The sequence below is a fragment of the Micromonospora sp. WMMA1996 genome (assembly GCF_002573675.1).
GTDB classification, from domain to species: domain Bacteria; phylum Actinomycetota; class Actinomycetes; order Mycobacteriales; family Micromonosporaceae; genus Micromonospora; species Micromonospora sediminicola.
Genome location: NZ_PDHU01000001.1, coordinates 2,987,118 through 3,000,867, shown reverse-complemented (window position 1 = coordinate 3,000,867; position 13,750 = coordinate 2,987,118). Strand labels below are relative to the sequence as shown.

The 13,750-nt window shown below is 73.0% G+C and carries 11 protein-coding genes and 1 pseudogene; 10 read left to right on the top strand and 2 right to left on the bottom strand.

The features are described from left to right. The first annotated feature begins 216 nt into the window (after positions 1-216). The 10 genes and pseudogenes from COO58_RS13675 (at position 217) to COO58_RS30775 (ending at position 11,039) form a co-directional block, all read left to right on the top strand. Positions 217-1,878, top strand: a complete 1,662-nt coding sequence (locus COO58_RS13675; RefSeq protein WP_255292612.1) for a cellulose-binding protein — start codon at positions 217-219, stop codon at positions 1,876-1,878. Positions 1,879-2,015: 137 nt separating this feature from the next. Beyond that, the gene (locus tag COO58_RS13670; protein WP_098746326.1) at positions 2,016-2,651 is read left to right on the top strand and encodes a M23 family metallopeptidase; all 636 of its coding nucleotides are present in this window, start codon (positions 2,016-2,018) and stop codon (positions 2,649-2,651) included. 258 nt (positions 2,652-2,909) lie between these two features. Further along, the gene (locus COO58_RS13665; protein ID WP_098745212.1) at positions 2,910-4,982 is read left to right on the top strand and encodes a heavy metal translocating P-type ATPase; all 2,073 of its coding nucleotides are present in this window, start codon (positions 2,910-2,912) and stop codon (positions 4,980-4,982) included. A 155-nt stretch (positions 4,983-5,137) separates the two neighbouring features. Continuing rightward, the gene (locus tag COO58_RS13660) at positions 5,138-5,599 is read left to right on the top strand and encodes a DUF6153 family protein (protein WP_098745211.1); all 462 of its coding nucleotides are present in this window, start codon (positions 5,138-5,140) and stop codon (positions 5,597-5,599) included. A 77-nt stretch (positions 5,600-5,676) separates the two neighbouring features. Next, positions 5,677-6,366, top strand: coding sequence for a DUF305 domain-containing protein (locus COO58_RS13655; protein ID WP_098745209.1), 690 nt, complete (start codon positions 5,677-5,679; stop codon positions 6,364-6,366). 105 nt (positions 6,367-6,471) lie between these two features. Further along, positions 6,472-6,834 (top strand): BlaI/MecI/CopY family transcriptional regulator, encoded by a 363-nt coding sequence (locus COO58_RS13650; RefSeq protein WP_091576597.1) that lies wholly within the window; start codon positions 6,472-6,474, stop codon positions 6,832-6,834. Continuing rightward, positions 6,831-7,754: a M56 family metallopeptidase gene (locus tag COO58_RS13645; protein ID WP_098745208.1), complete on the top strand. Its 924-nt coding sequence runs from the start codon at positions 6,831-6,833 to the stop codon at positions 7,752-7,754. Before COO58_RS13650 ends, COO58_RS13645 begins: the two co-directional genes overlap by 4 nt. Before the next feature lie 195 nt (positions 7,755-7,949). Beyond that, positions 7,950-8,888: a hypothetical protein gene (locus COO58_RS13640; protein WP_141561894.1), complete on the top strand. Its 939-nt coding sequence runs from the start codon at positions 7,950-7,952 to the stop codon at positions 8,886-8,888. Between the two features lie 205 nt (positions 8,889-9,093). Beyond that, positions 9,094-9,753, top strand: a pseudogene (locus COO58_RS30780) (GTP-binding protein); the annotation flags it as partial. Between the two features lie 533 nt (positions 9,754-10,286). Further along, the gene (locus tag COO58_RS30775; protein WP_255292611.1) at positions 10,287-11,039 is read left to right on the top strand and encodes a hypothetical protein; all 753 of its coding nucleotides are present in this window, start codon (positions 10,287-10,289) and stop codon (positions 11,037-11,039) included. A gap of 41 nt (positions 11,040-11,080) precedes the next feature. Here COO58_RS30775 and COO58_RS13630 read toward each other — a convergent pair whose 3' ends face one another. Beyond that, a complete protein-coding gene (locus COO58_RS13630; protein WP_098745204.1) occupies positions 11,081-12,328 on the bottom strand; it encodes an ATP-grasp domain-containing protein in 1,248 nt (415 codons plus the stop codon). Between the two features lie 2 nt (positions 12,329-12,330). Beyond that, positions 12,331-13,584, bottom strand: a complete 1,254-nt coding sequence (locus COO58_RS13625) for an MFS transporter (protein ID WP_176558808.1) — start codon at positions 13,582-13,584, stop codon at positions 12,331-12,333. Between the last annotated feature and the right edge of the window lie 166 nt (positions 13,585-13,750).

Genomic DNA, 13,750 nt, shown 5'->3' with positions numbered 1-13,750 from the left:
CCGGAAAGCTCGCCGAGCGGCGGAAGTCGAACCACGGGTGGATTGCGGTGCAACAAACCTGCACATCTCAACTGTTGCCTTGACGGTAAGCGCTTTCTTAGCCTGTGTTTCATCGATGTTTCGGTTCTCGACCAGGGCCGAGGGTGCGCGCGCGAAGCCATGCGCGGCGCCGGACTGTGCGCAGGTCCGGGCCGTTTCGACTCCCGAGGAGACGTAGTGAGAAGCGTAGTGCGACACAGATTTCTTGCCGGCTTCACCGCCGCCGCGGCCACCGCCGCGGTCGCCGCGGTGCTGCCGATGACGTACGCGTCGGGCGCGCTCGACGCGGCGAATTCAACATCGATCATCGCCAATGCTGCGAATCTCAGTATCGGAGCCGGCGCCGACGGCTCCAGCAAGGCTGCCGGCACCAGTTACGGCAATGTGGTGGACGGCGACCTGGGCACCTACTGGTCGCCGGTCGGCACGACCGGGCGCATCTCGGTCAAGTGGGGCTCCGCCACCACGGTGGCCTCGGTCGCCGTCCGGGAGGCGGCCGGCGCGGTCGGGGTGATCGGCTCGTGGCGGATCGTCAACAACGACACCGGGGCCGTCCTGGCCAGTGGCGCCGGAGCGGGGGTCGTCACGTTCGCCGCCACCTCGCTCCGAAAGATCAACTTCGAGATCACCAGCGCGACGGGGACGCCGAGGGTCGCCGAGTTCGAGACGTACGCCCCCGGGGCGACCACCCCGCCGCCGACCACCCCGCCGCCCACCGGCGGGCCGACCACCCCGCCGCCGAGCACGCCACCACCGTCGAGCGGCGCGCTGTACGTGGCGCCGACCGGCACCGACGGCGCGGCCGGGACGCAGGCGAACCCGACGACGCTCACCTCCGCGATCGGCCGGATCGCCGCCGGCGGCACGATCTGGCTGCGCGGGGGCACCTACCGCTACGCGCAGACCGTCACCATCGGCCAGGGCAACAACGGCACGTCGAGCGCGCGCAAGAACATCTTCGCCTACCCGGGTGAGACCCCGGTCCTGAACTTCTCGGCCCAGAGCGAGGACCCGGCGAACCGTGGCCTGCAGATCGGCGGGTCGTACTGGCACCTCCGCGGCCTCGTCGTCGAACGGGCCGGGGACAACGGCATCCTGCTCGCCGGCAACAACAACATCATCGAGCGGGTGGTGACCCGCCACAACCGGGACTCGGGGCTGCAACTGTCCCGACTGGTGGCCAACGCCCCCCGCGACCAGTGGCCCTCGAACAACCTCGTCGTCAGCACGGAGTCGCACGACAACGTCGACTCCGACGGTGAGGACGCCGACGGGTTCGCCCCGAAGCTCACCGTCGGCCCGGGGAACGTCTTCCGCTACACCGTGTCCCACCACAACATCGACGACGGCTACGACCTCTACACCAAGAGCGACACCGGGGCGATCGGCCCGGTGACCATCGAGTCCTCCCTCGCCTACGACAACGGCACCCTGAGCAACGGCGGCCAGGCCGGCAACGGCGACCGCAACGGCTTCAAGCTCGGCGGCGAGGACATCGGGGTGAACCACACCGTCCGGGGCAACATCGCCTACCGCAACGGCCAGCACGGGTTCACCTACAACCGCAACCTCGGCGCGATGACGGTGTCGAACAACGCCAGCATCGACAACACCGAGCGCAACTTCACCTTCGACGGCGGCTCCTCGGTGTTCCGGAACAACACCTCCTGCGACGGCGGCTCGAACGACCGGATCGTCGGCAACTCCGACAGCTCGAACCAGTTCTGGTCCGGCACCAACGGATCCCGGTGCTCCTCGTACACCGGAGCCCTGGGCTGGTCCTTCGCGGCCGACGGCCGCCTGGTCGTGACGTTCGGCGGCCGGGTGGTCACCCCCTAGCCGGGCGGACGACGCCGGCGTCACCGCCGCGGTGACGCCGGCGTCGGACGGCGGTCCGGCCCGAGACCGGTCGGCCGGCCGCAACGGCGGGTGGGGGAGCGGCGACGACCGGGCCCGCGCGTGACATGCTCGCCGTGATGACCGCCGAGCGACCGTACGACTCCCGCCCGCGCCGCCGCGCGGTCCGCGTCGCGTCGGTCGTCGGCGTGCTCGCGGCGCTGGTCGCCGCCGCTGTGGTCGTGGTGCCACTGCTGCGGCCGGGTCCACGGCCGGCCTTCCACCTGCCGGTGGCCTGCGGCGAGACGTGGCGGTTGTCCACCTATCCCGGGCACGACGACTACGACGTCGACCTGTTCCCGACCACGGGTGAGGCGTGGGGCCGCCCGGTGCTGGCGTCCGCCGCCGGCACGGTCACCGTGGCGGGGATCAACGGCTCCCTGGGCGGTCGTACCCCGCAGGACCCGGACGGGCCGAGGGGGCGGGGCGGCGGTTACTGGGTCAAGATCGATCATGGCGGACGGTGGGAGACGCAGTATCTGCACCTGCTCGAACCACCGTCGGTGCGGGCCGGCCAGCGGGTGGCCCGGGGCGACCAGCTCGGGCGGGTCGGCAGCACCGGGAACTCCGGCGCGCCGCACCTGCACTACGAGCAGCGCCGGGGCTGGGAGAAGGTGGAAACCCACTTCGACGGCGTGCCGTCCGGGATCACCTCCGACGACCGCGTGTACACGGTCCGGCTCACCAGCGCGAACTGCCCCCCGACCCGGCGCTGATCCGACCGGGTCGGCGCGTAGCTCCGGGGTTTCCCCGTCGGGCCGAGGCGCGTGTGCAGGGACGCCGGGCACGGAAAGTTCGACCCTTGGTCCGTCGTGTCTCGTCCCTCGTGCCGGGTAGTCCTGCTCCGGCGGCCGGGCGCCGGGTGACGCCGGTACCGGTGCGGGGTATCCGTGACCGCCGAACGCCCCCGGTCGGAACCAATGTGTTGCCGTGATACCCCCTAGGGGTATAAGTTCGGTGCGGAGGTGGATCCGATGACACGTCACGACGCCGACCACGGGCGGCACCAGCACGGCGGCCACGCCGCCCACGGCGGCGGGCACGACAAGCACGCCGGTCACGACCCGGAGCAGTTCCGGCGCAGGTTCTGGCTGAGCCTCGCGCTGACCGTGCCGATCGTGGCCACCAGCCACATGGTCATGGACTGGTTCGGCTACCGGCTGGACCTCCCCGGCGTGACCTGGGTCGGGCCGGTGCTCGGCACGGTGGTGTTCGGCTACGGCGGCTGGCCGTTCCTGGTCGGTGGTGTGCGCGAGGTCCGCGACCGGGCGCCCGGCATGATGCTGCTGATCTCGATGGCGATCACCGTCGCGTACGTCGCGTCCCTGGCCACCAGCCTCGGTGGGTTCAGCCTCGACTTCTGGTGGGAGCTGGCGGCGCTGGTGACCATCATGTTGCTGGGCCACTGGCAGGAGATGAAGGCCATCGGTCAGGCCCAGGGCGCCCTGGCCGCGCTCGCCGCGTTGCTGCCCGACGACGCCGAACGCCTCGACGACTCCGGTCGCGCCCACCCGGTCCCGGTCGGCGACCTGCGGGTCGGCGACGTGGTGCTGGTGCGCTCCGGTGGCCGGGTGCCGGCCGACGGGCGGATCGTCGACGGCGCCGCCGAGCTGGACGAGTCGATGATCACGGGGGAGTCCCGGCCGGTGCCCCGCGCCGCCGGGGACCGGGTGGTCGCCGGCACCGTGGCCACCGACTCCGCCCTGCGGGTACGCGTCGACGCCGTCGGCGAGGACACCGCCCTCGCGGGCATCGGCCGGCTCGTCGCCGAGGCCCAGAGCTCCGCCGGCCGGGCGCAGGTGCTCGCCGACCGCTTCGCCGCCTGGCTGTTCTACCTCGCCACCGCCGCGGCGCTGATCACCTTCGGCACCTGGTGGGCGCTCGGCGACCTCGACCAGGCCGTGGTCCGGACCGTCACCGTCCTGGTCATCGCCTGCCCGCACGCCCTCGGGCTGGCCATCCCGCTGGTGATCGCGCTGTCGACGGCCGTCTCCGCCAGAGCCGGCATCCTGGTCAAGGACCGGACCGCCCTCGAACGCATGCGGGGCGTGGACGCGGTGCTGTTCGACAAGACCGGCACCCTCACCCGGGGCGCACACACCCTCACCGCCGTCGCCGCCACCGCCGGACACGCCGAGGACGACGTCCTGCGTATCGCCGGCGCCGTCGAGGCCGACAGCGAGCATCCCCTCGCGCGCGCCCTGACCGCCGCCGCGCACGACCGCGGACCGACGCCCCCGGCCCGCGACTTCCGGTCCCTGACCGGTCGGGGCGTGCGGGCCGTCGTCGACGGCACCCCCTACGCCGTCGGCGGCCCCGCCCTGCTGCGGGAACTCGACGCCACCGTGCCCGCCGAGCTCGACGCCGCCAGCGCCCGCTGGTCGGCGCGGGGCGCCGCGGTCCTGCACCTCGTACGGCTGCCCGCCGACGGCCGCCCCGAGCCGGTCGGCGCGTTCGCGCTCGAGGACGAGGTGCGCCCGGAGGCCCGCCAGGCCATCACGGAGCTGCGCGAGCAGGGCGTCCGGAAGATCGCCATGATCACCGGAGACGCCCGTCCGGTCGCCGAGGCGGTCGCCGCCGACCTGGGCTTCCGGCCCGGCGTGGACGAGGTGTTCGCGGAGGTTCTCCCCGCCGACAAGGACCGTGCGGTGGCCGAGCTACGGGCACAGGGGTTGCGGGTGGCCATGGTCGGCGACGGGGTCAACGACGCCCCCGCCCTGGCCCGCGCCGACGTCGGCATCGCCATCGGCGCCGGCACCGACGTGGCCATCGAGTCCGCCGGGGTGGTCCTGGCCTCGTCCGACCCGCGCGGGGTCACCGGCGTGATCCGGCTCTCCCGCGCCTCCTACCGCAAGATGGTGCAGAACCTCGCCTGGGCCGCCGGCTACAACGTCGTGGCCATCCCGCTGGCCGCCGGTGTGCTGGCCTGGGCGGGCCTCACCCTGAGCCCCGCCGTCGGCGCGGTGCTGATGTCCGCCTCCACCATCGTCGTGGCGCTCAACGCGCAACTGCTGCGCCGCGTACGCCTCACCCCCTCGTCCGACTGACGGAGCGCACCGCGGCCAGATGCGGGCGTTCGTCGTACCCACGTCTGTCAGCCGTGATATCTCATCTACTATAGACCTGTAGTAGAAGTGAGAGTCGGTGCGGACGACCTCTGCCGCCAGACGCCACACGGTCGGCCGAACGTGCGGGGGGTGACATGCGACAGCCGCGGGTGGACCGCCCAGGCGCGCCGCGACCCCTCGCTTCGTCGACGCGTCGACTGACGCGTCGGCCGGCGCGTGGGTCCCATCCGCTGCTGCGGCTGGCGCTGCTCGTCGCCGTGACGCTCGGCGTGTTCGGCATGCACACCCTCGGCCACCCGGCCGAGGCCGGGGCCGGGGCCCTCCACGCCGGGCACGCGAGCACCGTTCACGCGAGCGTCACCGCACCCGCCGCCGACGGCTCGCCCGGGCACCACGACGGGATGCACGCGTTCACCGTGTGCCTCGCGGTGCTGGGTGGCGCCATGGTGCTCGGCGCCCTGTCCCTGCTGCGGCACCGCCGTCGGATCTCCGGCGCGCCGCTTGGCCTCCGATCCCGGGACATTCGCCCGGACCGGGGTCCACCCCGCCGGCCCATCGGGCTGCGACTGCGAGCCGGAACGGTCCTGCGCACGTGAGCAGACCCCGGTCCGGGACCTCACCCGGACCCGACGGCCCTGTTCCGGCACACCTCACGACAAGGACCACGTACCTGATGAAGCCCACCATCCTGCGCCGCGCCGCCCTCGCGGGCGTCGCTCTGACCGCCCTGCTCGCCACCGCCGCATGCGGCGGCGCGGACGACACCGGCGGCATGGCCCACGGCACCGGCGGCTCGACGCCGAGCGCGTCGTCCTCGGCCGACGCCAGCGCGAACGACGCGGACGTGATGTTCGCCCAGATGATGATTCCGCACCACCAGCAGGCGGTCGCCATGGCCGATCTGGCTCCGACCCGCGCGAGCGACCCCGAACTGAAGGACCTGGCTGCCAAGATCAAGGCGGCGCAGGACCCGGAGATCACGACCATGAAGGGGTGGCTCACGGCCTGGGGCAGGCCCACGGACCTGCCGAGCGACCACAGCATGCCCGGCATGAGCGCCACGCCCGGCCATGACATGCCCGGCATGTCCGCCAGCCCCGGGCACGACATGCCGGGTATGGACGCGGGCATGCCCGGCATGATGTCCGAGCAGCAGATGACGGACCTCGCCGCCGCCAAGGGCGCCGCGTTCGACAGGATGTTCGCCCAGATGATGATCGCCCACCACAACGGCGCCATCGACATGGCCAGGACCGAGCAGGCCGAGGGCAGCAATCCCGAGGCCAAGGCGCTCGCCGCGAAGATCGCCGCGGATCAGGCCAGCGAGGTGCAGATCCTGCAGAGGATCCTCGACCGGCTGTAGACGGCGGGCCCGGCCGGTCCCGGCGTCCGATTTCGGGACCGGCCGTCTGCGGGTGGGAAGCCGCCGTGTCGCTCACGTACCCTGACGCACACGGAAGGGGATCACGTGGCGGAACTGGGCAAACTCGAATCGGCCGTGATGGACGTCCTCTGGCGTGCCGCCAACCCCCTGCTCGTGCGCGACGTCCTCGACGCGGTGACCGCCGACCGGGCCCTGGCCTACACCACCGTGCTCACCGTGCTGGACAACCTGCACCGCAAGGGCTGGGTCGTACGGGACAAGGACGGCAAGGCCTACCGCTACCGTGCCGCCGGCACCCGCGAGGAGATCACCGCGCGCACCGTGCGTCGGGTCATCGAGACGAGCGCCCACCCCGACCTGGTGCTCCTGCACTTCGCCCGGTCCGCCTCCGACCACGAGCTGCACATCCTGCGTCGGGTCATCGACGAGCGGGAGTCCGACGCGTGAGCCTCGCGCTCGCCCTCGCCACCGGGGCGACGGTCGTCGCCTGGTGGGGCCCGGCCGCGTTGCGGCTGTGCTTCCGCCACGTCGCCGACCCGTTCGCGATGCTGCTCGGCTGGTTCGGTCTGCTCGCCGCCGTGATCGCCACCTTCGTTTTGACCATCGCGATGCTCCTCGCACCGGACAGTGCCCGGCAGTGGGCGCTGCACGACCTCGCCCGCCTGTGCTGGCACTGGGCGCAACCCGACCGGCGACCCGCCGCCGACGAGATCGCCGGAGCGGTCGGAGCCCTGATCCTGCTGGCCGTGCTCACCCGGTTCACGGCGACGTGCGCCCGCCGGGCCCGCCGCGCCCACCACGCGCGGCGGGCCCACGCGGACCTGCTCACGCTCGCCGGCGGGCCGGCGGAGTCCGGTGCGGCGGCGGTACTGTGGATTCCGCACCCGACCCCGATGGCCTACAGCATCGGCGGAACCCGCGGGCTGACTGTCCTGGCCAGTGCCGCCGGTGACCTCCCGGCGGACCAGCTCGCCGCGGTGCTCAGTCACGAACGCGCCCACCTGCGCGAGCGCCATCATCTCCTCGTCGCCGCCGTGGAAGGGCTCGCGGCAGCCGTACCGTGGCTGCCGCTGACCCGGCAGGCGCCCTCGGCCGTGCGTCTGCTCGTCGAACTGCGCGCCGACGCCGCAGCGGTCCGAGAATGCGGCGAAACCGCGGTACGCGACGCGCTGCTGACCTTCGCCGGCGCGCCGCACCCGTTGTCCACGCTGTCGATGGCCGGGGCCGACGTGGCCGTCCGCCTGCAACGCCTCCAGGGACGCCACCCGCACCGTCGCAACCTGCTCGCCCGCGTCGTGCTCGCCTCCGCCGCCCTGATCGCACCGCTGGGCGTCGGCGTGGCCACCGGAATCCTGTTCTGCCGGTAGCGCCGGGGTCTACGTCAGCGGTGTGACCTACCACGTGCCCGCCGGAACGGGCCGACGGCGACGGTACGGCCGGCCGCGACCCGCCGCTCCACCGTCCACGAACGTCCTGTGGCGGATCGGCGAACCGGCTGCGGTTGCCGTCTCGGCCCGATCGGGGTAGCCGACAGTGGGCCTCCTGCTCCTATGCTCTCCAGCGTGCGTCTCCCCAAGATCCCCTCCCTGCTCGGGGTGCCGAGCTACGACCTCGTCGACCACTACGCCGATCTGGCGCCGCTGCGGCGGGCGCTGCGCGCCAGGGACTGGCCGGCCGTCGTCGCCTTCTTCGACCGGTTGCCGGAGCACGACGACCCGACGGTCGCCACCGCGATGGTCGCCGAGACGAGGGGCGTGGAGACGTTCCTGCGCGTGGCGGGAGGCGGACCGGCCGAGTCCACCCTGGCCGGAACGCTGCTCGGCGCCCGGCTGGTGTGGATGGCGTGGCAGGCCCGGGGGTCGGCGCGCGCCCGCTACACCAGCCGCGGCCAGTTCGCGTCCTTCCACCAGATCCTGCACGAGGCCGAGCGGGTGCTCGGCGAGGTGACCGCGGAAGAGCCGGGCAACATCGCCGCGTGGACGGCGCGGCTGCGCACCGCCCGGGGTCTCGAGATGGGGCAGGCGGAGGCGAACCGTCGGTACGAGCGCGCCGCGAAGGCCCGGCCGGATCCGTTCTTCGCCCAGCTCACCCACGTCCAGCAGCTGTGTCCGAAGTGGGGCGGCTCGCTGGACCGGTTGCTCGGCTTCGCCCGGCACTGCGCCGAGACGGCGCCGCCCGGATCGCTCAACGCGGCGGCCGTCGCCGACGCCCACCTGGAGTTCGCGTACGAGTCGGGCATCGCGCACCTGCGGTCGCCGGCCGTGCTCCACGAGATCCGCGGCGCCGTGGCCCGTTCGGTCGGGCACCCGGACTACCGGCCGGTGCACGGTTGGGTCCAGGCGGAGTGCAGCTTCTCGTACGTCCTGCGGCTCGCCGGTGACCGGCCCGGCGCCGCCGCCCGACTGGCGGCGCTCGGCAACCGCGTCACCATCTACCCCTGGCCCAGCGCGGGGGAGCTCAGGACGGCGCGGCGCACGCTCCGGGTGGCCGCCGCGCGATGATCCGGGGTCGGGCCGGCTGGGGTGGACCCGGGGACCGATTCCGGTGGCGGCGGCGGGCCGGTCGTGCCAACCTGGAGACTGCTCGCCGCCGTACCGGGCGGGCCGCGAGTTCGGCCACGACGACCACGACGAGGAGTGACAGTGCGAGCAGCTTCCACGCTCCGGACCCCTGACCGTCTGACCGTGGAGTCCTGCCTTGGCCCTGGTGAACCTCGGAATCGTCGCCCATGTTGACGCCGGCAAGACCAGCCTGACCGAACGCCTGCTCTACGAGGCCGGCGCCGTGTCCCGGCCGGGCAGCGTCGACGCCGGCACGACGCGGACCGACTCGATGGAGTTGGAGCGCCGGCGCGGCATCACCATCCGGGCGGCCGTCACGTCCATCACGATCGGTGATCTGCGTATCAACCTGCTGGACACCCCCGGTCACCCCGACTTCATCGCGGAGGTCGAGCGTTCGCTGGCCGTGCTGGACGCCGCCGTGCTCGTGGTGTCGAGTGTGGAGGGTGTCCAGCCGCAGACCGTCGCCATCTGGCGGGCGCTGCGCCGCATCGGTGTGCCGACGGTGGTGTTCCTCAACAAGGTGGACCGCCGCGGCGCCGACGTCGACCGGGTGGTGGGCCAGGTGCGCCAGCGGCTCGGGGCACGTCCGGTCCTGCTCACCGCGGTCGCCGGCCAGGGTGGTGCCGAGGCCCGGGTGCGGGCCGTGGGCCTCGACGCCGAGCCGGTGGTCGAGGCGGTGGCGGAGGTCGACGACCCGGTGGCGGCGCGGTGGCTGGCGAACGAGCCGGTGCGCGTCCGCGACGTCCGGCGGGCGATCCGGAGCGGGGTGCGCCGCGCCGAGCTCACCCCGGTGGCGTGCGGTTCGGCGATCACCGGAGCCGGCGTACGGCAGCTGTGTCACCTCCTCGCCGACCTGCTGCCGCGCGGTGCCGAGCGGGACGGCCCGCTGGCGGGCACCGTCTTCGCCGTGGATCGGGACGGGCACGGCCGGCGGGCCTGGCTGCGATTGTGGTCCGGGCGGCTGCAGGTGCGGGATCGGGTGCAGCTGGCCGGAAGCCGCCCGCAGACGGTGACCCAGATCGCCGTCATCGAGCCCGACGGCGTCCTGGTGCGTCCCTCGGTCTCCGCCGGACAGATCGCCGCGGTGCGCGGCGTGTCGGCCCGGATCGGCCAGCACATCGGGGACCCGCCGCGGCGACACGTCTACCGGTTCCCACCCCCGACCAGACAGGCCGTCGTCGAGCCGGTCGACCCGGAGCAGCGCCTGGCGATGTTCGCCGGTCTGGCCGAGCTGGCCGACGAGGACCCGCTGGTCGACCTGCGGCTGGACGAGCGGGAGGCGGAGGCGGTGATCCGCCTGCACGGCGAGGTGCAGAAGGAGGTGCTGGCCCCCTCATGGCGGACCGCTACGGCGTCCGGGTGCGGTTCTCCGGCACGTCGACGGCCTGCATCGAACGGGTCGCCGGCACCGGGACCGCCGAGGAACGGGCGAACGAGCGCGGCAATCCCTACCTGGCCGGGTTGGGTCTGCGGATCGAGGCGGCCCCGGCCGGGCACGGCATCGAGTTCCGGCCGGGTGTCGAGCCCGGCCGACTGCCACCGGCGTTCGTCGCCGCCACCGAGGAGGGCGTGCGGGCCGCCCTCCGGCAGGGCCGGTACGGCTGGCCGGTCACCGACTGCACGGTCACCATGACCGCCTCCCGGTACTGGCCGCGACAGAGCAGTTCGCACCAGAAGTTCGCCAAGTCCATGTCGAGCGTGGCGGCGGACTTCCGCAACCTCGCCCCGGTCGTGGTCGCCGCGGCGTTGCGACGGGCGGGCACCCGGGTGTGCCAGCCGGTCGAGCGGTTCGACGTCAACCTTCCGCAGCGTGCCGTGGAGACGGTGATGGCGCTGCTGGGCCGGTTGGGCGCGGTCGTCCACGACACCACACTGGCCGGCGGGTACCTGGAGGTGAGCGGCACCCTGCCGTCCGCGCGGGTGCCACAGGTCGTCGCCGCGCTGCCCGACCTCACCGGTGGCGAGGCCGTCCTGAGCACCACCTTCGACCACTACGCGCCGGTCACGGCCGAGGAGTCACCGACGGCGCCCCGGCGCGGACCCGATCCGGGCGACCGGGAGGCGTGGTTCCGCGCCGTACCGCGGTAGGTCGCCGCGGTACGGCGCGTGCCCGGACCGGCGTCCGCCGGTCAGGGCGTGGGCCCGCCGCCGGCCGGGACGGTGGTGCGGGCGGGGTCGGTGACGTCGATGTGGAAGGCGGCGTCGACGGCGGCGATGCTGCGGTCGATGTCCCCGGCGGTGGCGGCACGCATGACGACGACGCCGGCGTAGGTGGAGGAGTCGACCGGGCCGCGGACGGTGTCGCCGACGTGGGTGGTGATGCTGGCGTCGACGACGCAGTCGAGGCGAAGGAGTTCGTCGCGGCTGGTGATGGCGGTGACCGTCCCGGCGGGCCGGGGCAGCATGTACTGGATCATGTGATCGTCGCGGGGCGCCCGGGCCACGTCGACACCGATGCCGGTGGCGAGGTCGAGGAAGGTGTCCCACAGGTCCACGCCGTACTGGTGGCGGATCTGGGCGGTGATGCCGCCGCCGCCGGGACGGCAGGCGATCTCGCCGATGAGGTAGCCGCTCGGGCTCTTGAGGACCTCGAGGTGGGTGACGCCGTCGTGCAGCCCGAGGGCGTCGACGACCTGGGTGTGCAGGTCGGCGATGAGGCGTGCCTCGGGGTCGTGGTCGGGCAGCGTGTACGAGCCGATGACGCCGCCGACGCTGTCGAGGACCGGGGCGAAGTAGCGGGACACCGCCGCGAACCTGACCTGTCCGTCGACGACGACACCGTCGCAGTGGTATTCGGCTTCGATGTCGACCATGCGCTCGGCCATGAGCGGGAACGGCGCGGTGCGCATGGCGGCGCGGCTGTCCTCGGCGAAGACCTCCCGCAGGTGGTCGGCGTCGCGGACGACGACGACGTATCCGGCGCCGCCGCCGCAGACCCGTTTGACGACGACGGGCCAGCCGAGGTGGCGGGCGGCCTCGACCGTGTCGCCGAGGGCCTCCAGGCGTCGGAAGGCGGTGACGGGCAGGCCGGCCGCCGCCAGTTTCTGCTTCATCACGAACTTGTTCGAGAACGCGTTGGCGACTTCGTATCCGGGGCCGGGCAGGCCCAGGTACGAGCGGAGGTAGCCGCCGGCCTGGACGCTCCACTCGGAGGGCGCGACCACCCAGTCGAACGGGTGCCGCTCGCGGATCCGCAGCGCGGCGAGCCGCACGCCGGTGAGGTCGGCGACCGAGTCGACGAGTTCGACGTCGGTGCCGGGGTCGTAGAAGTGCCGGTACTTCTCGATGGTGATGACGGAGAGCCGGACGTCGGGGCGGTCCTGCAGGAGCCGGGCCCCGGTGCGGCAGTTGGAGTTGACGAGCAGCACGCCGGCCATGGTCACCGCGCCGCTTCCTGCGGCACGGCGTGCGCCATGGCCGGGGTCTCGGTGGGGACGGGCCCGGGTGTGGGCGCCGGATCCGGCGCGCTGCTGGCGCGGGTGGGCGACGTGGTCCAGATGACGACGGCGAGCACGGCGGTGACGGCAGCGGGGAGGAAGACGAGGAAGGAGCCGGTGAAGCCGACGGTGAGACCGAGCAGGAGCGACGACAGCGGCACGGTGCCGGTGATGAACGTGCGGATGACGGCGTTGACCCGGCCGGAGAGTTCGGCGGGGATCTCGGCCTGACGGTAGGCCATGGTCGTCGCGTTGACGCCGCCCTCACCGAAGCAGAGCAGGCAGAACGCGATGATGACGAGGATGGGCGCGACGAACAGTAGGCCGAGTGAGCCGAGGGCCGCGACGCCGAGCCACACGCCCACGCGCAGGTGGCGGCGGTGCGGGCCGTGGGGTGCGAGGGGGCTGACCCAGGAGCCGACGGCGGCGGCGACGGCGCCGAAGGAGACGGCGATGCCGAGGGCGCCGGGGGACCAGTTCCAGTGGTCGGTGCCGATGGTGAGGATGGTGGGCTCGACGGCGCCGGCGCCGAGGTTGTAGAGCGCCACCGCGGCGGTGAGCCGGCGCAGGTCGGGGCGGGCCCGGAAGTAGGCGATCCCGGCGCGGATCTGTTCGCGCATGGTGGGGCCGTGTTGTTCGATGGCGGTGCGCACCCTGGGCAGGAACAGGGCGGCGACGGCGGTGACGAGGAAGCTGCCGGCGTCGATGATGAGGGCCCAGGTGACACCGGCGGCGGCGATCGTCAGGCCGGCCAGTGCCGGGCCGGCGAACCGGGCGACGAGCTGCGCGGAGTTGAACCAGCTGGCGGCCTGGTCGAGCCGCTCGCGAGGAACGAGGGCGGGGATCAGGCCGTAGTCGCCGGCGACGTCGGAGACGACCTTGGCCAGGCCCATGACGGCGAGCATGACGAAGACCAGGGCGACCTGGTGGAGCATGAGCAGCAGCGGGATCATCGCGACGGCGGCGCACTGGACGATCTCGCCGGCGATGAACAGGGTGCGCCGGTCGTGCCGGTCGATGAACGCGCCGAGGAGCGGGGCGAGCAGGAACGGTGCGGTCTGAGCGGCCATGCTCGTGACCGCGAGCAGGCCGGATCCGGTGTGTTCGAGCAGTGCCCACGGCACGGCCAGGTACAGGAACGTGTTTCCGGCCATGGAGATGGCCGTCGCTCCGGTGTACAACCAGAATTTTCTCATGATCTTCCCATCGCCGTCGCGGCCGGGGTGCGGCTCTCGCTGTGTCGGGCAGGGCCGGGTCGGGGGTGACGAGCTTCGTCGGTTCGGGGCGGCGCGCTGTCCGATCGCTGCCATGTTGCCACGCCTTGCCAAATCTTGGCAATGAGGTCACGATGATGACGCGATG